At 53.1% G+C, this 21,580-nt stretch carries 15 protein-coding genes and 1 other annotated feature; of the genes, 3 read left to right on the top strand and 12 right to left on the bottom strand.

Annotated elements, in window-relative coordinates; all coding sequences use genetic code 11:
- Nucleotides 1-86: 86 nt before the first annotated feature.
- From DWY25_RS05015 to DWY25_RS17695, 5 genes are all read right to left on the bottom strand, one after another.
- Nucleotides 87-4,589, bottom strand: coding sequence for a hybrid sensor histidine kinase/response regulator (locus DWY25_RS05015; RefSeq protein WP_117894324.1), 4,503 nt, complete (start codon nt 4,587-4,589; stop codon nt 87-89).
- Nucleotides 4,586-4,954, bottom strand: a complete 369-nt coding sequence (locus DWY25_RS05010) for an Hpt domain-containing protein (RefSeq protein ID WP_117894323.1) — start codon at nt 4,952-4,954, stop codon at nt 4,586-4,588. Before DWY25_RS05010 ends, DWY25_RS05015 begins: the two co-directional genes overlap by 4 nt.
- Nucleotides 4,936-8,139 carry a PAS domain-containing protein gene (locus DWY25_RS05005; RefSeq protein ID WP_117894322.1) on the bottom strand — a complete coding sequence of 1,068 codons (3,204 nt, stop codon included), beginning with the start codon at nt 8,137-8,139 and terminating at the stop codon, nt 4,936-4,938. Before DWY25_RS05005 ends, DWY25_RS05010 begins: the two co-directional genes overlap by 19 nt.
- Nucleotides 8,106-10,733, bottom strand: a complete 2,628-nt coding sequence (locus DWY25_RS05000; RefSeq protein WP_117894321.1) for an EAL domain-containing protein — start codon at nt 10,731-10,733, stop codon at nt 8,106-8,108. The genes DWY25_RS05005 and DWY25_RS05000 overlap by 34 nt, the downstream gene beginning before the upstream one ends.
- A gap of 486 nt (nt 10,734-11,219) precedes the next feature.
- Nucleotides 11,220-11,363 (bottom strand): hypothetical protein, encoded by a 144-nt coding sequence (locus tag DWY25_RS17695; protein ID WP_156788820.1) that lies wholly within the window; start codon nt 11,361-11,363, stop codon nt 11,220-11,222.
- A gap of 239 nt (nt 11,364-11,602) precedes the next feature.
- On the opposite strand from DWY25_RS17695, the gene DWY25_RS17600 reads away from it, so the two are divergent.
- Nucleotides 11,603-11,812, top strand: coding sequence for a hypothetical protein (locus DWY25_RS17600; RefSeq protein ID WP_147336663.1), 210 nt, complete (start codon nt 11,603-11,605; stop codon nt 11,810-11,812).
- Between the two features lie 138 nt (nt 11,813-11,950).
- On the opposite strand, the gene DWY25_RS04990 is transcribed toward DWY25_RS17600, so the two are convergent.
- The 7 genes from DWY25_RS04990 to bcp all read right to left on the bottom strand — a co-directional run bounded on the left by DWY25_RS04990 (nt 11,951) and on the right by bcp (nt 19,560).
- On the bottom strand, nt 11,951-12,598 hold the full coding sequence (locus DWY25_RS04990; protein WP_117894319.1) for a pentapeptide repeat-containing protein: 648 nt from the start codon (nt 12,596-12,598) through the stop codon (nt 11,951-11,953).
- Between the two features lie 159 nt (nt 12,599-12,757).
- A complete protein-coding gene (locus DWY25_RS04985) occupies nt 12,758-14,446 on the bottom strand; it encodes a M14 family metallopeptidase (RefSeq protein ID WP_117894318.1) in 1,689 nt (562 codons plus the stop codon).
- Nucleotides 14,447-14,549: 103 nt separating this feature from the next.
- Nucleotides 14,550-15,293, bottom strand: a complete 744-nt coding sequence (locus DWY25_RS04980) for an amino acid ABC transporter ATP-binding protein (RefSeq protein WP_117894317.1) — start codon at nt 15,291-15,293, stop codon at nt 14,550-14,552.
- A complete protein-coding gene (locus DWY25_RS04975; protein WP_117894316.1) occupies nt 15,286-16,845 on the bottom strand; it encodes an ABC transporter substrate-binding protein/permease in 1,560 nt (519 codons plus the stop codon). Before DWY25_RS04975 ends, DWY25_RS04980 begins: the two co-directional genes overlap by 8 nt.
- Nucleotides 16,846-16,884: 39 nt before the next feature.
- Nucleotides 16,885-17,096 (bottom strand) — a binding site (T-box leader).
- A gap of 240 nt (nt 17,097-17,336) precedes the next feature.
- On the bottom strand, nt 17,337-18,320 hold the full coding sequence (locus DWY25_RS04970) for a nucleoid-associated protein (RefSeq protein ID WP_006057705.1): 984 nt from the start codon (nt 18,318-18,320) through the stop codon (nt 17,337-17,339).
- Between the two features lie 99 nt (nt 18,321-18,419).
- Nucleotides 18,420-18,824 (bottom strand): hypothetical protein, encoded by a 405-nt coding sequence (locus tag DWY25_RS04965; RefSeq protein WP_117894315.1) that lies wholly within the window; start codon nt 18,822-18,824, stop codon nt 18,420-18,422.
- Nucleotides 18,825-19,098: 274 nt separating this feature from the next.
- Complete coding sequence (bcp, locus tag DWY25_RS04960; protein WP_117894314.1) at nt 19,099-19,560, bottom strand: thioredoxin-dependent thiol peroxidase; 462 nt, start codon at nt 19,558-19,560, stop codon at nt 19,099-19,101.
- Between the two features lie 237 nt (nt 19,561-19,797).
- On the opposite strand from bcp, the gene DWY25_RS04955 reads away from it, so the two are divergent.
- Together DWY25_RS04955 and DWY25_RS04950 are read left to right on the top strand one after the other, a co-directional pair.
- A complete protein-coding gene (locus tag DWY25_RS04955) occupies nt 19,798-20,364 on the top strand; it encodes a GNAT family N-acetyltransferase (RefSeq protein WP_117894313.1) in 567 nt (188 codons plus the stop codon).
- A 28-nt stretch (nt 20,365-20,392) separates the two neighbouring features.
- On the top strand, nt 20,393-21,523 hold the full coding sequence (locus DWY25_RS04950; protein WP_117894312.1) for a glycerate kinase: 1,131 nt from the start codon (nt 20,393-20,395) through the stop codon (nt 21,521-21,523).
- Nucleotides 21,524-21,580 lie beyond the last annotated feature (57 nt).

The raw sequence follows: 21,580 nt of genomic DNA, 5'->3' as shown, positions 1-21,580 counted from the left end.
TTAGCGCGCCGCGTTTTCAATAGAAGAAAAAAAACGCCAACTGACAAAATGAAGAACCGCAGCCAAGTTCAGCCGCGGTTCTCTCTTCATGAATTCAACTTTTTCGTCTTCTCCGGCAGCACCCGGTTCAATACCGCGTACAATAAATCCAGATCAATCGGTTTCGCCACATGCGCCGACATGCCGGCCGCCGCGGAGGCTTCCACATCCTCCGCAAAGGCGTTGGCTGTCATAGCGACAATCGGAATCTGTCCGGCGTCCGCCCGCTTTAATTGCCGGATGACACGGGTTGCTTCATAACCGTTCATCACCGGCATCTGGATATCCATCAAAATTGCGTCGTAATACCCTTCCGGTTGTTCGCTGAACCGGCTGACCGCCTGCTTTCCATCATAACAGACCTCAAATTCAGCATCGGCCAATTCCAGGATGCCGCTCAGGATTTCCGCATTGATCAGATTATCTTCGACGATCAGAAACCGCCGCCCTGCCAGAGTTGTGTCCGCTTGCGGACTTAAGCTTCCCTCCGCCGGCCTCTCGCCGTCCGGATTTTCGTTAAGCTCCGGCTCACACGCCAATTCGATGACAAACGTCGAACCCTGCCCTACCTGGCTCTCCACCTGAAGACTGCCGTTCATTAACTCGATCAGGCCCCGGGTGATGCTTAAGCCCAGACCGGTCCCTTCAATCTGTCCGACTTGCGAACTGCGGGCAAACGGATCGAACAAATGCTCCAAAAACTGCGGTTCAATGCCGATGCCGGTATCGCGAATCGTAAACCGGTAGCGGACCTGATTCAGATCGCTGCCTGGAATTTCCTCCACGATGAAATCAATTGTGCCGCCCTCCGGCGTAAATTTCACCGCGTTGCTTAAAATGTTAATTAAGATCTGATTGATCCGCAGCGCATCGCCATAGAATACCGCATGTTCAATTTGATTGGCGGAAATATTCAGCTGGATCGCTTTGATCCGGGCCTGCGGCCCCATGATCGCCGCCAGCTGTTCGATCACCTCCGGCATCCGCAGACGCACCCGGTTCAACGTTATCTGCGAACGTTCAATCTTGCTCATATCGAGGACGTCGTTGATCAGGCTCAGCAGATGCTTGGACGAATAGGTGATTTTTTTTAGACAGTCGGCAACCCGCTGGGAATCGCCCAGATGTGCCGTTGCCAAGGCCGTCATGCCCATGATCGCGTTCATCGGTGTGCGGATATCGTGACTCATCGCCGACAGGAAATCACTCTTGGCCCGATTGGCTTCTTCGGCCTGGATCAAGGCGTTTTCCAGTGTTTTCTTGGTCCGGCGCTCAGCCGCGAGCATCTCCGTCACATCCGCGCGGACCAGGCAAACCGTCTGATGATCGGCGTCACCCCACAGCACGCTGACCTTTTTAATCCGTTCTCCCTGTGCGTCTTGATAAGGAAACAGAAAATCATAGCCTTGCGGATCCTGACGCAGCCTGTCAAGCATCGCCGCCAAGCGGAACTGCCCCCGGATTTCCTCCAGACCTTCCTTCTGGGTGTGCTGGCTGACAAACTTTTCCATCGCTTCATCGTAATGCTCGACGACATACGGCGGCAGGTTTTCCACAACGGTCTGGCGCGTATGCACAATCAGCCGTTTCGAGGTGATGTCGATAAAACCGGCCAGTTCAAAGGTAACGGCGGCCACCCGCAGTAATCCCTGCTGCTCGCGGACCGATTCGGTGATGTCAGTCCGCGACAGACAGATCCGTTTCAGCCGCCGGTCCGTGACCGAGACCGTCGCGTTCTTCATCCGCAGCTCGCCGCTGGGATCCCGCATCGAAAAGGTAAACGTAAAGGAGTCTTCATTCTGCAGCCGTGATTTCAGATATTCCGGTTTCAGACTTCTCTCATACCGTTCCTTATCCTTGGGCAGCACATGGCTTTCCAAAAGCCGTTCAATCCATTGCGAATAACAGCCGTGCGTCGCGTTGAGCAGGTTTGTCTGTTCATTCTGCGACAGAATCTTATATGTATCGCGGCCTAAGTCAATATCGGCGACAAAATCATAATTTATTTTTGACAGCTGGTGCAGAATGAGATTGGAGATCGTCTTTTCCGTGATATCTGTAACGGTCAGAATTCCCGTTACATCCCCGGTATCCGGCGTCGATACCATGTTCATCTTGATCTCAACATAGCGGCCCTGACTTTCCTTGGGCAGCTGCACAAAACACTCCTGCATCTGAACGGTTTCGCCGGCGGCGAATTCCCGCCGCGCCGGCTCGTTTAAATAGTGATCCAGGAAATACTGCCGCGGTCCGGGTTCGACGATCAGCGACGACAGTCCCTTAAAGAACACCTCGCGGTCATAGCCGAAGCTTGCCAGCAGATCGGAATCCGTATAATCCATGATATCCAGAATCCGGCCCCGCGTGATATTGCAATGGCCTGCGACCAGCGCGTTCTCACCTGGAGTCCGGTAGTGTTCAAGAATCAGCTCGTTATACTGCTGCCGGATCCGCTGCTGCTCCAGGCGTTCCTTGGTAATGTCGTGATGCACGGCGTAAACATGCACCGTCCCGTCCTCATCCAGAATCAGCGACAGCTTGCTGCTGACCCAGATTTGACTTTGATCCTGTTTCAGCATGCGGAATACGATTTCCCCCTGCGGCTGGCGCTCCGCGATGAACCGCAGCAGCTGGCCGCGGACCATTTCCCGATCCTGCGGATGAATATTCGCGGTAAAATCCTGCTGAATTGCCTGACACATCGCCGTGTAGCTCATACCGGCCATTTCCGCGAAACCCTCGGAAATGTATTCCGGCACCAGCTGTCCCGCCTGACGGCTTTGGATCACGGTCACGCCGCCCGGCAAATTTTTGACGACCGTCTGGAAATACTGCGCCAGCCGTTCATTTTCCCGGCGCACCCGAACCTCTCCGGTAATTTCCCGAACATGCTTGATATAAGCCTCAATCCCATTCCAATCTGTTTCGCGGAAGCGCGTGGCATAGAAGCGGTCAGGCTGATCGACGGACATTTCGTGTTCCTCATTGTCCGCGGCGTGGCTTTTCAGCGTACAGAAAGCGCAGGGCTGCGATTTGCCAAAAAGCACCTCGTAGCATTTCCGCCCGCCAGCTTGCTGATCCTTGGCAAAGATCCGGTGGTTGTCGCTGACATAATAGAGCTCATAATTATGCTTGCCGATCACATAGATTCCGTCCGAGGATTCGTCGGCAATACTTTGATACAGCCGTGTTTCCGCGGACATGCCGGTAAACACCGCGTAGAATTGGGATACCTCCGCGCGCGGCCCCATCCGCCGCCCGTTGAGATGAATCCAGATCAGGGAGCCGTCGCGGTGCGGGCTGCGGTAGGAAACGTCAAGCACCTCGCCGCTGACTAACGCCTGCAGCGCCGCTTTTTCCACCCGTTCACGATCCGGCGGATAGATCGCAAGCATTGCGTTCTGTCCGGTGATCGCCTGGAATTCTTGCGGGCTGTGGCCGGTCAGCTGCGCCACGCCGTCGGAGAAAAACGTTGGAATAAAAACATTGTTCTCCACTTTGTAGCTGGCGATTCCGCCGGGGATGGAGTTGACCAGATGATTCATCTGCAGCTGGGCTTCCTTCAAATCAGAAATATTGTGGAAAACACAGTGAAGCAGAGGATGTCCCTCGTCCTCGCCAAGGGCGCTGATCTGGACGCGCACCCAGACCAGATGCCCGTCGCGGTGCACCTTGCGGAATTCCAAAGTCGCCGGAGTGCCGGTGCGCACAACCTCCATCGCCCGGGCCACGACGCGCTCGCTGTCCTCCGCGTAGATTCGCAGCGCGGCATCCTGAAGCCTCAGCGCATGATAATCCTCGGCAGTATATCCGCATAATGCCGGAACGCCGTCCGAGAAATAAACCGTTTCGAAAATATCCGTTACTTTGTAAATGGCCACACCGCCGGGAATCGCGTTGATGATCTCCTGCATTTTCTGATTGGCAGTGTTCAGCTGCGTCTGTAAGGTGAATTGTTCGCTGACGTCCTGAAGCAGCGCCACCAGCACCGCGCCGGTTTGCGGCAAAGTGCGGATAGAGGCGTCGATCCGGATAAAGCGATATGTTTTCCGCGCCGCATCCCAGACGCGGAAACTGTGCTGGAGCGCGCCGTGTTGATCCCGCAGCTGCGCCAGGGCGCTTTGCAAAGCCGGCCGGTCCTGCGGATGCACAGCTTCCATCGCCGCTTTAAAATCCGCGGCCGGCGTGCCGAACATCTGCCGGTAAGCTGCGTTGACATACAGCGGCTGCGCGTTGTCGATCTGACAGACCACCAAGCCGCAGGCAACCGCTTCCCACAGCTTCTCCATCATTGTGGAAAAAGCCGGAACCTCCGGCGTCAGCGTCAGCAGCGTCACGGCCTCCCCGGCAATCTCTAACGTCTGGATTTCCGCGGTGTAGCTTGCCTGGGTGAGGGGATTTTGCCAGACTGCCGGTTTTTCGTTATTGTCGACCTGCCCCAGCCATTCCGTGAAACCCGGATCCTGATTCCGGCTTTGCGCCGTTTTGTTCACCGGCTGCCATTGTGCGGCAGCTGTGCGGACAAACAGAGCCGCGGAATTGCTTTTCATAATTGACACGCAGTCAGTTCTTCGTGCATCTGCCTGACCTTCGCGAATTCTTCCTCAATCTTTTCCAACATCGCTGGATAATCGGAACGCTTTTCCCCATGCCGCAGCGGTTCCACGATATCGCAGACCGCCTCATACAACGGCGTTAACCCCAAGTTTCCAGATACCCCCTTCAGCGTATGCGCCGCCTGAAAGGCTCCGTCCAGATTTTCCGCCTGCAGCGCCCGCCGCAGATCCCCCAGACTTTCGTCCTTGAACAACATGCCCAGGATTCGCACATACATCTTTTCCTGCCGCATAAACCGTTCCATTGTCAGCGCGTAATTCACGCCGTAAGTTTCCATGATTATTTTAACGTCCGCCATGGGTTTTCCTCCTTGTTCCCGATTAAATCATTGAGCGTCTGATACAACAAATCCGGGTCGATCGGCTTAGCCAGATGCGCGTTCATCCCCGCCGCCAGACTCTTGGCGATATCGTCGTCAAAGGCGTTGGCTGTCATCGCAACAATCGGAATCTGCGCGGCATCCGCACGCGGACAGCGGCGGATCGCGGCGGCAGCGCTCAGACCGTCCATCACCGGCATCCGGATATCCATCAAAATGGCGTCGTAGGAATACGGGCTGGAGGCCTCGTAACACCGCAGCGCCTGTTCGCCGGTTTCCGCGGTATCGACGATGAAGCCTTTAGCCTGCAAAAGCAATACCGCCACCTCGGTATTGATCGTGTTGTCTTCGGCCAACAGAATCCGCCGGCCGGTAAAATCCAGATTCCGCGGATTTCGATTCGCTGAAGCGGCGTCAGCCGAATTCCAGCCGCAGGCTTCTGCCGCGGAGGAAACAACACCCAGTTTGACCTCGATGGTAAATTCCGTCCCTTTTCCTTTTTCTGAACGCACATTGATGCGTCCGTCCATCAGATCGACAACACTTTTGGAGATCGCCAGTCCCAATCCACTGCCGCCATACGCCGCGGTCGTCCCCGTCGACTCCTGTGAAAAGGGCTCAAACAGATGCGGCAGAAATTCCGGACTGATGCCGACGCCCGTATCGCGAATCACAAACCGGACCACGGCATTCTCTTTTTTCGCCAGAACCTGACTGGCGTGCAGGATAACCTCGCCGCCGGAATCCGTAAACTTCACCGCATTGCTTAAAATATTAACCAAAACCTGCTGCAGCTTCATTGAATCGCCGGTGTATTCCGCCTGCAGCGACGGATCGACAACACACCGGTAACGAACCCCCTTGGCCGCGGCCTGACCGGCGCACAGCGTACTGACGCCTTCGATCAGCCTGCGTGTAAGCAGCGGCCCGTTGTTCAGGAGCAGCTTGCCGCTTTCAATTCGGCTCATGTCGAGAATATCGTTGATCAAGCCGAGTAAAAACCGCGAGGACAGCTGAATTTTTTCGATGCACTCGCCCGTCCGGCCCGGATCGTTCAGCGATTGGGCAGCGATTGCGCTCATTCCCAGAATTGCGTTCATCGGAGTCCGGATCTCATGCGACATCCGCGATAGAAAATCTGTCTTTGCCGCATTCGCCTGCTGCGCGGCATTCAGCGCGGCCGCCAGCTCCGCTTTCTGCGTTTGTTCCTGACGCACGACTTCGGTCACGTCGCTGCGCGTGACGCACAGACGCTCCAGCTGACGGTCAAGATAAAAAACCTTATAGACTTTGACGCGGGTCTGCCTCTGATCATCCTGCATTTCCACCGAGAATGTATACGGGCCTTGTTCGGCCAGCGTGCGTTTCATGCGGTCCAGATCCAGCTGACGGCGATATTCCGCAATGAATTCCGGTTTGACATAACGGCTGGCGAATTGTTCAATCGCCAGTGAAAACTGATCCTCGGCCGGAACCATCGGATCATTGGAAGCATGAATCCGCAGTTGTCCGCTGTGCGCGTCAATTTCCGCGATGATATCGTAATTCAGGCTGACGATCTGATCCAGCAGCTGTTCCTGCAGCTTCTGCTCCGTGATATCGAGCGTATAGAAAAAGAGAATGAGTTCCCCTGTTTCCGGATTCAGACAGGAATGGAATGTCGTATGACTCCAGAACGCGCCCTCGCGCGTACTGCGCAGAAATTCGAAGTGATATTCGCTCTTGCCGACGGCATAATCCGCCCGGACCTGTTCTCTTTGCATTTGCTTCTCAATCCGCAGGCCGGTGTCCGGATCCATGGAGGAGTGTGCGAATTGCGCGATCACCTGATCATAGCTGTCGCCCACCTGGGCTACGGCGAAATTCGCCGTTGTCAAATAACTTTCCAAAAGATTTTGAGTCACGTTCAGCCGGCCCTGCCCGCTTTGATTGCCGCTGGCCGCTTCCACGAAATAACGCAGCTCCCGCTCATAGAGTTCTTCTTCACGCCGGCGCAGCTGCTTTTCCTCCGTGATGTCGATGAAGACACAGTCAAAAAAGGATTCATCGTTCTCCATGAACAACTGGGCTTTGACTGAAGCCCACTTCACGCTGCCGTCCTTGCAGCGCAGCCGGTTTTCAATATGGATCGTCTTGGCCTGCCGCAGCTGTTCGCGCAGCCGCCTGACGACATCCGGCAAATCCTCCGGTTCGATAATCGCCGCCAGCTGATTGCCCAGTTCGGCAAATTCAGCGCGGGTATAGCCGATGAAATCAAACAAGCCGTCGTTAGCGCTGACCAGGCTCAGCTTCTCATCATAGCGGCAGCGGAAAACCGCGCCGGGAATGTTATTGTATAAGCGCAGCACTTCTTCCTGCGCCTGAATTTGGGCGGTGATGTCGTAGCACACCGACGAAATGGCCGGACGTCCATCCTCCGCCTGCAGCCGCCGGCCTAAGTCGTGAACCCAGATATAACTGCCGTCTTGTTTCTTCATCCGGTATTCGACTGTATATTCGTCCCCGGTTTCCAGCTGGAAGCTCACTTCCGCATCGACGCGCCGGCGGTCGTCCGGATGCATGCAGTTGATAATCTTTCCCTGGATATCCGCGATGAATTCCGCTTCATCCTGATACCCCAAATAGGCCAGCATCTGATCATTGATGAAATAAAACGGAAAATCCTCGGCTATGTAGCCGCCCATCATTCCGCCCGGCAGCGTGTCGTTGAGCAGTTCCTCCCGCTGACGGCGCAGTCGTTCTACGACCAGCGTCTGCGGATAATGCTCGCCCTGCTGCTGGCTGCGGCCCGGCTCGGCAAAATGCAGACTTAAGATCCGCCACCCCTCGCTCTGCCGCCGCAAGATAAAAAACCCCCGAAGATGCCAGGCATACTGGGAGTTTTGAAGAATCATTTCAGTAAAAACAGAACCCAAATCCGCTTGTAAAAGGCGGCATTTCATCACGGGAAAAGCAACTGAAAACGATTCATCCAGTTCTTGAATATCCGTGATGATATAAGCCCGCATCGCATCCAGTCCGCGGGCAGTTTCCTGTTCGCCGGTTCCGATAAAATCAATGTCCGCGCAGAGAAAACCGGTGGTTTTCCCGACGTCCCGTGTTTCAAACCAGGCATTGCAGAAGGCCCGCACTATTTTTTCACAATTTCGCTCCTGATCCCCCATACATTCGCTTCCTCCCATAAACGGCAGCGGCTCTGACATCCGACCTTCGCGCATTTCAATGCGCTGTCCGCCCGCGCCAAGACTTCGTCGAGCGTTTCACTCAGATCCCACATCGCGATGCCGGCAGAAACCGTCAGCGGCACATCCTGATTCCACCCGGCTTCGACAAACGCCTGCCCCAACGCTTCCCCTTTTCTGACGACCGCTTCCTTGCGCGCCGTCTTCTTCATGACGACGATGAATTCATCCTGATCCAGCCGCGCCAGAATGTCACTCTGCCGGAAATGGGAACGCAGCAGATGGCTGAACTGACGAATCCGCTGATCCCCCTGATCGCGGCCGAGCTGGTCGTTGACTTTTTTCAAATTATCGAGATCAAACCGGAACAGCGCCAGCGGCGCGTCATCCTGCCGCAGCGCCTGGCAAACCGCGGACAAGCCGCGGCGGTTTAACAGTCCTGTTAAATAATCGCGGTAAGCTTCCTCGCGCAGAATTTGTTCCTGCTGCCGCAAAACGCTCAGACTCTGCGTCCGCTGCACGCGTTTCCATAAACTCATCGGGGTGTGCGGCTTCCCCGCAAAATCATCCGCGCCGATATCCAGCGCCGCTTCCTCCCATTGATCATCCCAATAACCGGTCGCGATGATCGGAATATCGCGAACCTCAATGCGATGCTGCAGCGTCTTCAGCACGTCGATTCCCTCCGGGTCCTTTAAGTCCAGACTTAAAATAATCAGCCGGATCTGATTGGCATACATATCCAAATACTGCAATACACTCTGACCGTCACTAACGCACTGGACAAGATACTGCTGACTTAAGACGCCGCGCATTTCTTCACAATACCGGACGTCCCCATCCGCTAACAAAAGCATCGGCTTCTGCTGATCGGGCAGAGGCAGCGAATTTTCCAGCGATTTTTTTGACGCCTGTTCGTATTGCTTCTGCAGCAGCTTTTCAAATTCCTCACACGGCATCGGCCGGGCAAAGTAATAGCCCTGCACATAATCGCAGCCGGTTTCCCGCAGCCGTTCCAGCTGTTCCCGGGTTTCCACGCCTTCCGCGACGACGCTTAAATTCATCCACCGCGCCAGGCTCATGATAAACCGCAGAATTCCCTGGTTCGTCGGTTTGGCGGTTTCATTCTGGATAAACTTCATATCCAGCTTTAGAATATCCAGCGGCAGCTGGTTCAGCATATTCAGCGAAGAATACCCGCTGCCGAAATCATCCATTTCGATCACGAAGCCCAGCGTCCGCAGCTGTTCCACCGTCGCGATGATCTGACCGGGATTTTCAGTATAGGCGCTTTCCGTGATTTCCAAATGCAGCCGGGAAGGCTGCAGCTCATATTTTTTCAGGATTCGAGTCAAAAAGTCGATCAAATCGCTGTTGTAGATATCGGCCCGGGACACGTTCACTGAAACTGAAATCTGCGGATACCCCGCCTGATCCCACCGATGCAGTTCCGCACAGCTCTGTTCCCAAACATACTGATCCAGTTTGGTGATAAATCCGTTGCGTTCAAACAGCGGAATAAATTCCGCCGGCGACTGAAACCCCCATTGCGGATGATTCCAGCGCACTAACGCCTCGGCGCCCGCCAGCTGATCATCCTTAATCTGAAATTTCGGCTGCAGATAAATCACAAACTGCCGTTGTTTCAGCGCAGCTTCCATACTGTCGGTAATCGCCTGTTCCCGCAGCAGCTTATTGCGCAGCGTATCGTCGTAGGCTGCGACGTAATTGTTATATTGTCCTTTGATCCGGCGCACCGCCAATAAGGCCCGGTCGCACATCTGTTCCACCGACACCTGTTTGTCGCGAATGACATAAACGCCCCACTTCACAACAACGTTCTGCATGTTCGCCAGCGTGTTGATCTCACTGTTGGCGTGAATAAAATATTCCTGCGGATAGGCTTGCGGACGGTGGATCAGACAGGCAAACTGGTCAGCGCTCAGCCGGCCGCAGATCCCGCGCTCCCCGATTTTTTCCTGAATCATCTCGGCAACGCTGATCAGCAGCTGATCGCCCGCCGGCACCCCCAGAATATCATTGATCAATTTAAAGTTTTCGATATTGGAACACAACATATCATATTCCCGATCCGGATGTGCCTGCAGCTCCTCGCGCACCCGCCGGTAAAAGAATTCCTTACTGTAAAGACTGGTCAGCCGGTCGTAGCGGAACTGATTGATCATCGCAGCGTTTTCGCGCAGGCTGATGATACTGGCGACGCGATGCAGGATGATCTGCGGCCGATATGGTTTGGCAACGAAATCCGTCGCTCCATGAGAAAGCGCGGCCACTTCATCGGATTCGTTATCATTCTGCGTCGCAACGATGACCGGAATCGAGGAAATTGACGGATCGTTTTTCAGGATCGACAAAAACGTATAGCCGTCCATGACCGGCATCACGATATCCAATAAGATCAGGGAAACGTTATCTTTCTGATCATTCAGCACTTTCAGCGCTTCTAACCCATTCGGCGCTTCCAGGACTTTATATTCCGACTCTAAAATTCCGCGCAGCATCGCCCGGTTAATTTCATTATCTTCTACGATCAGGATTATTTTTTGTGAAGTCATCTTTATTCCCCCGCTTCATCCGCCTTGCTTGGACTGTCGCCAGAAATCGAAAACGAATTGTTAATTTTAAGATTTCCAACCAGTTGTCTGAACTGCTTAAAGAATTAGGGGAGTGTTTTTATCTCTGCCTGATATCTATTATAATAATTTTAGCATAGGGTCATCGGAACCGCAATCTCTTTCCGGGACGAAACTCGTTCGACTATGGTAATAATTCCCTCAAATAAGCCTGTTTTACTCCATCCTTAGAACTTAGGCTTAAGGGCTACAAAGATTGATCGGATTTGTGTTCCCGCGGCGCCGGAACTGAAATTATATTTCAGCCTGAAAAATAATTATTCCGATTTCCTAACGATCCGCTGTCCCGCGGATTACATCCTGATCTCGGGAGAGGAAAAATTGAAAAGGACTGGATAGCCAGTCCCGATTTCGCAGTGGATTTAAGCCCGGACGCCGTGACCGCATTGGTGCTTCAGCCGCGGCAGTTCAGCGAAGCATCAGCCGGCTGCCCTGGTGCAGAATATCCGTGATCAAATTCAGCATCGGATTGTACCGATCCAAAAGGCAAAGACTCATGCCGCCGAAAACGAACATCATCGCGGCAAGCCAGCGCAGATTCTTAATCATCATCATCCGCTTCCTTTTGTTTTTTAAACCACCAAAGCAAGCCTGCCGCCAGGCCTAAACTGATGAGCAGCCATCCTGTTCTTTTTTTCATGAAGCCTTTCCTCCTTGATTTCTGGCTTCATTATAAGAGAGTTGACCACAATCCTCCATCGTTTGAGCTTACAGCCAACTTACAGTTTCGTCACCCGTCCGAAAAGCCCCCGTTTTATCACGGCCCAATTCTCCCCCGCCCGGACTTGATGATGACAGCGATCGAAAAAGAATCACCTGTTGATCTTCTGAGCTTTTTCATTTCCAGAAAACAGACGCGCGAATCGAAAGAGGCAACCGCCGGAATTCTTTCATCCGCCGCTGACCGCAACAGCCTATTTCTCAATAAAAGTAAAATGAAAGCAAAAAAAATAGAAATTCGCTTACCGGGCGCCTTTCTATTTCCATTCCATCAGGAATGATTTTTCTATTGCCAGGGAGTCTGGCTTAACGGGGGAAAGAAATTAATCAAACTCTCATTTGATTGTCTACATTATATCCCCCTCATGTGTGAGGAACATGGATGAATTGTGAAATATTTGTGTAAGCCGAAAGTTTCTTTATTCTTCCTTGATGACAATCCCCAGAACCCGGGCCAGATCCACTGCCTGCGACGGATTGACGATCACGCCCTTTAGCTCATCCCCGCACAGCGCGATGCCTTCAATCGTACAGGTCGACAGGTCGACGCCGTTAAGATGACTGTGGAAAAACTCACTTTCATCCAGCTTGCACCGCTGGATTTCAAAGGCGGTAAACTTCCCCTCGCTGAACGAAGACTGCGTGCAGATGCAGTCCGCAAAGCGGCAGCTCTTAAAGCTGGAAAACGCGAAGTTGGAATAATCGAGCGCACAGTTGAGAAATACGACGTCCTGCAGCACGCAGCGCGACAAATCCGCGCCGGTCATGCGGCAATGATCGAACACAACCCGCCGCAGCGTGCTTTCACTCAGCTGACAGTTGGAAAAATCGCAATGATCGAAAATCACGTCGACAAAATAATTTTTCTCGCTGATCGCCGCCATTGTCACTTTCGTCAGCCGGCACTCGCTGAATTCCTTCCCCAGCGCTTTTTCCTCCGGCCACAGATCGTCGTTGATTTCCAAGCCGATCAATTTTTCCTGAGCGGCCAGCGCGGACGTCAGCACAACGGGATCTAATGCCAGCGGCAGGCGCGGGGCCTGCGGTTCTTTTTTGATTTGTTTCATGAACTCATCCTTCCTGATTCTTTTAATCTTATCACAGATCCAATTTCTTGCAACGAAATCATCAAGCAATCCAATCGCTAAAAGAAAACAGGAGAAATCGGCGGTGATCCCGTCAATTTCCCCTGTTGCTTCTGATTTTTAAATCAAGTCCGCGTCCATTTACAACACAAGCTTCACGACTGCACGGCCGGCTTTCGGCTGGAACGCGGTAATCGTGATTTCCGCACCCTTGCGCGCCTGCACCAGCCAGCGCAGAGTGTGCGTCAGCGGCGCGTGAGCGCCGGTGGTGACTTCACAGGAACGATACTCGGCGTTGACGCCGGAATAGCCTTCCAGATCGCCGATTTCCATAATCGCATGCCCGGCGATGAAGCTCTCAATCTGCCCCTGCAGCGAAACCTTGACCGGTCTGGCCGTGCCCAGAAGCTTTGCTTCCCGGCTTAAATAGGTCGGCAGATAGCCGTCGTTAGAAATCGTGACGGTCACTTCCGCCAGATCCGCGCCCAGCCAGTTCACGTTTGTCTTGTCGATCGCCAGCTGCGGCAGCGACTGAGCGTAGCGCAGACAGAACTTCGTCGTTTTTTCCACTTCCTGCAATAAGAAGGCATTCGGACAGTTTTCCTCTGTGAATTTCAGATTCAGGCCACCGATTTCGACCAGTCCCAGCTGCGGATGTTGATACGGCGTCCACGCTTCCATGCTTTCCGGAGCGTTTTCCGCGCACCATGCCAGCACCTTCGCCATCGTGTCCAGACATTCCGCTTCGCTCTTGGCGTCGCGGCGGTCCCAGTCGATCTTGCAGCCGGCTCGTTCCAACAGATTCCACAGCTCCAGCGTATAGGCAGGAATGCCCTGATCCTGGAAACACCAGTCGTCAAACGCGCCGGAAGAATAATTTTCCTGATCCGTCATGAAATGATCGAAAATATTGATCGCCGGATAGCCCATTTCTTCCGTCGCCATCGCCGCGATCTCGCGCAGCCGGCGCATATCGTCAGGATCCGCGCTCTTTTCCGGGCGGGTTCCCGGCGGATACAGAATCACGCCGCCGCTGGTATGATGCGTGGCGACCGCGCCGATGTTGTGATGGGCTAAAACAAAATCCACCACCGCTTTATTTTCCGGATTGCTTAACGGATAAGCCCCGGCCCCGGCCTGGCGGGATTCATGGAACCAACCGAACGGATAATTCCGGTTGAAGTCCAATCCCCATAACGTGGGAGCCGGCTGAATCTCATTGCCGTTGGCGCCCTTCAGCACGCCTTCGCTGACGACTGTGTAGAACTCGCCTTCCCGCTCGTCCGGCTTGCGCTTTTCCATTAACTGCGGGTGTGCCTTGCTGATCTTCCAGGCGCCATGCTTGTCCTTAATCCGCATCATCCGGATCACGCCGTCCTGATCCATGTCTTCCGGCACCAAACCCGGCTGCTGCACGGGCGTCAGATACGGCCGGTCGGCGGAACGCAGGTCATACGGCGAAGTCAGATACACCTCGCTGCCGTCCACGCTGATCCGCGGAATGACATAGAACGTCAGGGTGTCCGCCAGCCGCGTCAGCTGCGCGTCTTCGCCATAGTTGGTGCATAAGACGTCGAGCGTATGCAGCGCCGCCATCGAACCGGTCACTTCCCCGGCATGCGTATTGGCGTCGATATAGAACGCCGGCTTTGCCAGCGGATCGCCCGTCTGCTTTTGGGTCAGCGTCAGCGCCCACACGTCGCGGCCCTTTTCACTCTTGCAGATTGATTCCATCGTGAGTAAATCCGGATGGTTTTTGACCAGCGTCTGCAGCGCTTCGGTCAGCTCGGAATAAGTATAGTAATGATCGTACTGAAAGGTTGTTTTCATTGAGGCACCTCCGATTTTAGTTTCGTCTTAGCGGCTGCGGGGTATTCCTTTTTTTCCGGTTTGCCCCAGGCCTTGTCCTGATCCTGTCAGAAACGTCTGTTTCTTAAAGCACTTTGCTCAGGAATTCAATCGTCCGCGGATGCGTCGGGTGATCGAAGATTTCCGCCGGGCTGCCCTGTTCGGCGATCACGCCCTCATCCATAAACAGCACGCGGTCGCTGACTGAACGGGCAAAGCCCATTTCATGCGTAACGATCACGCACGTCATGCCGCCTTCGGCCAGCTGCTGGATAACCTCCAGAACATCCTTGACCATTTCCGGATCGAGCGCTGAGGTCGGTTCGTCGAACAACATGACGTCCGGCTCCATCGCCATCGCCCGCACGATTGCCAGCCGCTGCTTCTGACCGCCGGAGAGCTTGCGCGGATATTCCTGCGCCTTGTCCTCCAGACCGACCTGCTTCAGCAGCTTCATCGCTTTTTCTTCAGCTTCCTTCTGCGGAACCTTCTTTTCCAGCGTCGGGGTGATCGTGATATTTTCCAGCACGGTTAAATGCGGGAAAACGTTGAAGTGCTGGAACACCATGCCGATCTTCTGACGATGGTGATCAATGTTGATCTTTTTGTCGGCGATGTCCACACCTTCAAAGATAACCTGGCCGCTGGTCGGCTTTTCCAGCAGGTTCAGACACCGCAGAAACGTCGACTTGCCGCTGCCGGACGGGCCGATGATCGAAACGACCTCGCCCTTATGAATTGTTTCGTTGATTCCTTTTAAAACTTCCAACGATCCGAAATTCTTTTTCAGATCTTTAACTTCAATTAATTTTTCTCCTGCATTAATCACTGACGCTCATCCTCTTTTCCATATATTGAATGCCCTTCGACAAGACGAAGGTCACGACGAAGTAGATCGCGGCGATGATGATCAGCGGCTGCCAGGCATAGAACTTCGTGCTCATTAACAGCGTCCGCGTATACATCAGTTCACCGATATAGAAGGTGGAAGCCAGCGAGGTTTCCTTGATCATCGTGACAAACTCGTTGCCCAGCGCCGGCAGAATATTCTTGACCGCCTGCGGCAGAATGATTTTCATCATCATGTGCCGGTTGGACATGCCCAGACTCTTGGCCGCCTCACTCTGGCCCTTGTCCACGGCCTGGATGCCGGAACGGATAATTTCCGCAACATAGGCGGAGCTGTTGAAGACCAGCGCGATAACGACGCAGGCATATTTCGACAGGTTCAGCCACGGGAAGGCCATCGGCAAGAAGAAGCGGAAGATATACAGCTGGACGAGAATCGGCGTGCCGCGCAGCACTTCCACATACACCGCCGTGATGAATTTCAGCAGCGGATTTTTCGACAGCTTGATAATCGCGATCAGCGCCCCGAAAATCGTACCGAAGAAGACGGTGATTGCCGCCAGCTTCAAGGTTTCCCACAAGCCGCTCATGAAGATGCCGGAATTCTCCTGGAAGACCTGGATGACGCCCGGCGACTTCTTCGCCACGCCTTCGGAGCCGTCGAATTCAATGCCCAGCTTGGAAGCCAGCGTCTTGGCTTCGTTTTTCCATTGTTCGTACAGACCCTTTTCGTTAATATCCGCAATAATGTTGTTGATCGCGGCAATCAGCTCGGTTTCGCCTTTTTTGACGGCGAGTACGTTGCCGGCGTGCTGATCTTCCAGCGTCGTATCGAAGCGCGCATCCGCTAAGATCAGCGAATTGTCCTTGGATACATAGCCTTTGGCCACGTCGCAGTCGGAAGCCAGCGCATCCACCTTGTTGGTAGTTAAGCTCAGGATGCCGATGTCCATCGACGTAATCGTTTCCAGCGTTGCCTGCGGCAGCTGGGTCTGCACATAGTTTTCCTGCAGCGAGCCGGCCTGCGCCGCGATCAGTTTTCCGTCGAAGCTGGCCAGATCCGGATACTTCTCCGCATCCGCGCGGCGAATCATCAGCCCCTGACAGGCCGCTTCTCCGGTTTTGTTAAACCCGTCGGATAATTCAAAGGAATCCTCGCGGTCTTCCTTCCAGCCGAAGCCGCTGATCGCCATGTCGCTTTCGCCCAGATCAACCGAGCTGAGCACCATCGCGAAGTCCATCGCCTGAATTTCCAGCTCGACGCCCAATTGATCGGCAATATACTGCGCCATCAGGATATCCGAGCCGACATACTGCTCCTGCCCCTTCTTGGAATCGTCGATAAACTCCTGCGGTGCAAAGTCCGGCGACGTCGCGACGATCAGTTTGCCCCGCTGCAGGATTTCCTCCAGCCGGTTGGCGGGATTGCCTTGAGCCGGCTGTTCCTCCTCAGCCGCCAGCGACAATCCGGTTGTGATCCACAGGCAGAAAATCATAACGGCCAGGATCAACGTGTTTTTCATCTTTCTCATATTACCCCTCTTTTCCAAACAAAAAAGCCGTTCCTCCAATCTAGGAACGACTCACATCGCGGTACCACCCTAGTTGCCGGAAACCACTGTTCCGACCCCCTCGTTCGTTAACGCAGACTCACGTTTCAGACTACTTTTTTCATCTGAACTTCTCCCAGGTGCGCTTCGCTTTCGACAGTGCCGCCAAACTTTCACTCTGTTTTGGCTCGCTGATGGATATCTTAAGCTACTCTCCTGTTCACTGAATTTTGAATATGGATTCAGTTTAAGCGAAACTGAATCGGTTGTCAAGACGGAAATCGCCATGTTTCCGATCAAAAGAGAATTTTTACATTTCGCAGTGTAACTTTTTACATTTATCCCTGTTTCAACCTTGAACGACCCTCGCCGCCAGCCCGGAAAAGGCCGGCTGAAATGATCCGGGGATTCATCTTGAATCCCTTCTGCCCTGCATTTTTCCAAGCCGAGGTTAGTTCCGGCGTCCTTCGCTTTTATTTATCATAGATATGCGTGATGTTTTTCAGCAGAATGGACAGACTGCCGTCGGGATTGGTGATGAATTCCACATGGCTCTGATCGTGCATATAATCGATCGGCAAGACGATCGATATCCCGCTGTCCGTCACCAGCTTCTGCTTTTTCAGCTTGGCGTCGTAGGCGGAGCTGGTCACGACCATCCGCTGCTGATCCAGACCGCGGTCCTGCAGCTTCGCTTTTGCTTCAAACAGCGTTGAAGGATCGTCGACATAGATTTCCTCAAAGACTTCTTCCAGGTTGACTTCCTCTTTTTCCTGCAGCGATTCCGCGACTTTCTGTTTGAATTCGACCCGACGGTTCATTTCGGTGAGATCGTCGCTGGGATGAATTTCCTGCACGATTTTCTGCGCCGCCTTGATCTTCTCCTTCGGCGTCATTTCAAATTGTTGGTTCAGCAGCAGCTCTGAAAGCGGTGTAAAGCCTTTTTCCTTCTTCTCGATCAGCTGCGTCAGCCCGGTGAACAGATCGGTGCAGAACTCGAAGCTTACCCCTGCCGACGCGCCGGGCAGCGTCGTCTGATACTCAACCAGCTCCAGCCGGGTCTGACGCTCATCCTGGCTGAGATGATGAATCAGCGAGCTGCGGTAATCCAGAATTCCGACATATAAGCTTAAATGCCGGTCGATTTCCAGCAGCGCGAACAGGACGTCCGCGCTCTGACCGCCGTTGCTTTGGCGGTAGTTGAACAGCTTTTCCAGCAGCTGCAGCGTAAATTCATAAAATGCCTGCCAGTCCGAGGCTTTCAGCACCTCATCCAGACTGACCCCGCCGATGCTGGCCGTCGTGCTGGTGCGGCAATGTTCGCTGCCGGCCAGACGCTGCAGCCGTTTTTCCAGATAGGTATTCAAAAAATCCGTCGGTTCCAATTCCACCTGCGATACCACCGGCATCCCCAGATTCATATCCAGGCTGTGCAGAATCGCGGTTTTTAATTCCATTGTTTCCACAGGCGATTCCTCCTTTATCCAGCGCTTAGTTTACCTTTTTTCACGCAAAAAGAAAAGACATCTCCTTTCAGAAATGTCCTGTTTTACTGATTACAGCTGCGGCGTCCCGGCCACCGCGGCGATGATGTCGTCGGTGTTCAGCGTGCTGAACCGGCTGCGGTTAAAGCGGATCGTCTTTGACTGCATATCGACGATGACCGACAAATCAATGTTCATGTAGAACCCCTTAACTAAACATGTGCGGATCGACTCTTTCGCCAGATCATGCTTGACGATCGCCAGACTTTCCACATCGGTATAGACTGGAATACCCCGGTCCTCCGAATACATCTGAAGTTCTTCCAGCCGAATATAATCCACAATGAACGCGTCTAAATTCGCAATCCGGTCAGCGTACTCCAACAGCTGCAGCGTCGCGTTTTCCTCTGCTTTCAGCGGCACGGCATATTCTTCCACCAGCGTATTGCCGATGATCTTTGTTTGTTTCTTATTCATCCTGCTCACCCATCCTGTTCCTTTGCTTATCATCATTATACTATGTTTTAGGAAAAGTGAATATGATGAAATGAATAATATCCTTATTTTTTTAATTTCGACAATGTTCGTCACAGAAATGATCACAGCGCTTACATTTCCGTTATTTTCCTGCTTATTTAATTATGCTGAAAACGACGCCTTTTTCATACCTGAAGCGACTTAAAAAGTCTGAAATCAAAATTGTTCCAGACCGGTTATCCTGATGAAAGTTATAAAAATCGGAATTGGAAATTTAATTCTGTCCTTCCAATCCGTCGATGAACGCCAGCACCTGCGCGACATCCTGATCGGGCTTCACTTTATCAAAACGTTTCAGGATGTTTCCCTGCTCGTCGATCACGAACGTCGTGCGCGCCACCCCCATCACCTTTTTGCCATACATCATCTTTTCCTGCCAGACGCCGTAGGCTTCGATCGCGATGTGGTCAGGATCGGAAAGCAGCGTAAAATTCAGGCTCTGCTTGGCGATGAATTTCTGATGAGATGTCGCGGAGTCTTTGGAGATGCCGATCACCTTGAGATTCCGTGCGGCCAGTTCCGTGAAATGATCACGGTAGCTGCAGGCCTGCTTCGTGCAGCCTGGCGTGCTGTCTTTGGGATAAAAATAAACGACGACCTTCTGGCCTAAAAAGTCGTGCAGCGCAACTTCGTTGCCCTCGCTGTCGTTAAGTTTAAAATCGTAGGCTTTTTCCATAGTTGTTCGTCCTTTCTTTCATTTTTCTCTGATTAGCTTTATCATACCCGTTTTTCTTATTTCTGCCTACTGATACGCCTGAATTTTAAACGCATTCGTTGGGCTGCACATGATCAAAACAAACATAAATACGAGAATAATGTTTCGATAAGGCAAGATCGAATTTAGTGAAGAATAAAAAAATGATATAATCAAAAAAAGAACGTGCTGGAAATTAAACCTTAAGGAGGAATAGTCATGCTTCGACTGGAAACAAAACGAATGATCCTGAGGGATTATACAGCTGAAGATAGTCAGGCAATCTTAAAACTGAAAAGTGATCCCCAGACAATGTTTTATCTGCCGGGCATGCGTCTAAGCTCGCTGGAACAAGCGCAGGCTGATCTTCAGAAATGCCTGCGGGATCAGAAGGCAGTTGAACGGCAAACCGTTTTTTTCCATATTGAATCTAAAGCAACCGCCGAGGTGTTGGGGAGTATCGGTTACACAATTAAGCAGAATACGCCGTTAGGCAAACTTGCGGACGTCGGTTATTTTTTATTGCCTCTTTTTTGGAATCAGGGATATGCGAGCGAGGCCTTAAATCGCGTAATCCAATTCGCATTCCTGGAGGATAACGTTATCCGACTTTCCGCAGGATGTATCAAAGAAAATATCGGATCTGAAAAAGTAATGCAGAAATGCGGGATGATCAAAGAAGCCGAGCATGTCCATTGCGTATGGCATGAGGGAAGACTAAAAAACCGGGTCGAATACCGGCTGTTAAAAACCGAATGGCTCGCACAGAGGCAAACGGATAAATAAAAATTCAATAAGAAAAGCGAGGTCCATCATGAAGAAAATTATCGTCGCATCCGACTCCTTTAAAGGTTGTATGTCCAGCAGCGAAATCGGCAAACGCATTGCCGTCACCACGCGCAAGCTTTTTCCGGAAGTGGAGGTAACCGTGCTGCCGATCAGCGACGGGGGCGAAGGCTTAGTCGAAGCCGTTGTAAAAAACGGCGGATTTCTCCGTCAGGAAGGAACCTTCTGCGATCCGCAGCGGCAGCCTTTGACTGCGGCCTGGGCCCGGAGAGGAGCGGAAGCGGTCATCGAACTGGCGCAGTGCAGCGGCTTGGGTTTATGTCATCCCCGCAATCCGGCGCTGGCGACGACTTACGGCACAGGCTTACAAATCAAGGCTGCCCTGGACGCGGGATGCCAAACGATTTATCTCGGCTTAGGCGGCAGCGGCACGCACGATGGCGGCTGTGGAATCGCAGCGGCGCTGGGCGTGCGGTTTTTCCATCAGGGAAAAGCCTTCCTGCCTACCGGAGCGACGCTGGATCAAATTGAAGCAATCGATCTTTCTGACTGCGAGTTATTCAATTCCGGCGCAAGGCTGATCTGTCTGTGCGACGTCACCAATCCTTTATTCGGAACCAACGGCGCGGCTCAAGTCTTCGCCCGCCAAAAGGGTGCGGACGAGGCGCTGATCGCGCAGCTGGACCACAATACCGAACAGCTGACGCGCAAAGTGGAGACCTGGCAGAACTGTTCCCTCGCCGCGCAGCCGGGCTTGGGCGCCGCCGGCGCCTGCGGTTTGATGTTAAAAGGAGTGTTTCGCTGTGAAATCCGCAGCGGACTGGAACAGCTTTTGCATTGGATGCGGTTAGACGAACAGCTGACCCACGCCGACCTGATCATCACCGGCGAAGGCCGGATCGACTCGCAGAGTCTGCAGGGCAAGGTTCCCTTAGGCATCCTGCACCATGCCCAAACGGCAAACGTGCCGGTGCTGGCGGTATGCGGCCAGCTGGGGATCGCGAAAACAGCGCTGCTGGAAGCGGGCTTCCGCGATGTGCTTGTGCTGCAGAAACCCTCCATGAGCAAACAGGAAAGTATTCGCCAGGCCCCCCGGCGGCTGCAGGAAGAATGGACAGCCTGGCTGAAACGAAATCAATCCATTGATCGCGAACGATGAGAAAATCCGGTATTTTTCTGAAAGCGCTGTCAAGAACATTTTCCCCGAGTCCGGATT

The sequence above is a fragment of the Holdemania filiformis genome (assembly GCF_003459085.1).
GTDB classification, from domain to species: Bacteria; Bacillota_I; Bacilli_A; order Erysipelotrichales; family Erysipelotrichaceae; genus Holdemania; species Holdemania filiformis.
This window is presented reverse-complemented; position numbering and strand designations above follow the sequence as displayed.

What these genes read in the sequence shown, in the direction of transcription:
- DWY25_RS05015 (WP_117894324.1), bottom strand. Translation starts at nt 4,589, where the DNA reads ATGAAAAGCAATTCCGCGGCTCTGTTTGTCCGCACAGCTGCCGCACAA.
- DWY25_RS05010 (WP_117894323.1), bottom strand. Translation starts at nt 4,954, where the DNA reads ATGGCGGACGTTAAAATAATCATGGAAACTTACGGCGTGAATTACGCG.
- DWY25_RS05005 (WP_117894322.1), bottom strand. Translation starts at nt 8,139, where the DNA reads ATGGGGGATCAGGAGCGAAATTGTGAAAAAATAGTGCGGGCCTTCTGC.
- DWY25_RS05000 (WP_117894321.1), bottom strand. Translation starts at nt 10,733, where the DNA reads ATGACTTCACAAAAAATAATCCTGATCGTAGAAGATAATGAAATTAAC.
- DWY25_RS17695 (WP_156788820.1), bottom strand. Translation starts at nt 11,363, where the DNA reads ATGATGATTAAGAATCTGCGCTGGCTTGCCGCGATGATGTTCGTTTTC.
- DWY25_RS17600 (WP_147336663.1), top strand. Translation starts at nt 11,603, where the DNA reads ATGACAGCGATCGAAAAAGAATCACCTGTTGATCTTCTGAGCTTTTTC.
- DWY25_RS04990 (WP_117894319.1), bottom strand. Translation starts at nt 12,598, where the DNA reads ATGAAACAAATCAAAAAAGAACCGCAGGCCCCGCGCCTGCCGCTGGCA.
- DWY25_RS04985 (WP_117894318.1), bottom strand. Translation starts at nt 14,446, where the DNA reads ATGAAAACAACCTTTCAGTACGATCATTACTATACTTATTCCGAGCTG.
- DWY25_RS04975 (WP_117894316.1), bottom strand. Translation starts at nt 16,845, where the DNA reads ATGAGAAAGATGAAAAACACGTTGATCCTGGCCGTTATGATTTTCTGC.
- DWY25_RS04970 (WP_006057705.1), bottom strand. Translation starts at nt 18,320, where the DNA reads ATGGAATTAAAAACCGCGATTCTGCACAGCCTGGATATGAATCTGGGG.
- DWY25_RS04965 (WP_117894315.1), bottom strand. Translation starts at nt 18,824, where the DNA reads ATGAATAAGAAACAAACAAAGATCATCGGCAATACGCTGGTGGAAGAA.
- bcp (WP_117894314.1), bottom strand. Translation starts at nt 19,560, where the DNA reads ATGGAAAAAGCCTACGATTTTAAACTTAACGACAGCGAGGGCAACGAA.
- DWY25_RS04955 (WP_117894313.1), top strand. Translation starts at nt 19,798, where the DNA reads ATGCTTCGACTGGAAACAAAACGAATGATCCTGAGGGATTATACAGCT.
- DWY25_RS04950 (WP_117894312.1), top strand. Translation starts at nt 20,393, where the DNA reads ATGAAGAAAATTATCGTCGCATCCGACTCCTTTAAAGGTTGTATGTCC.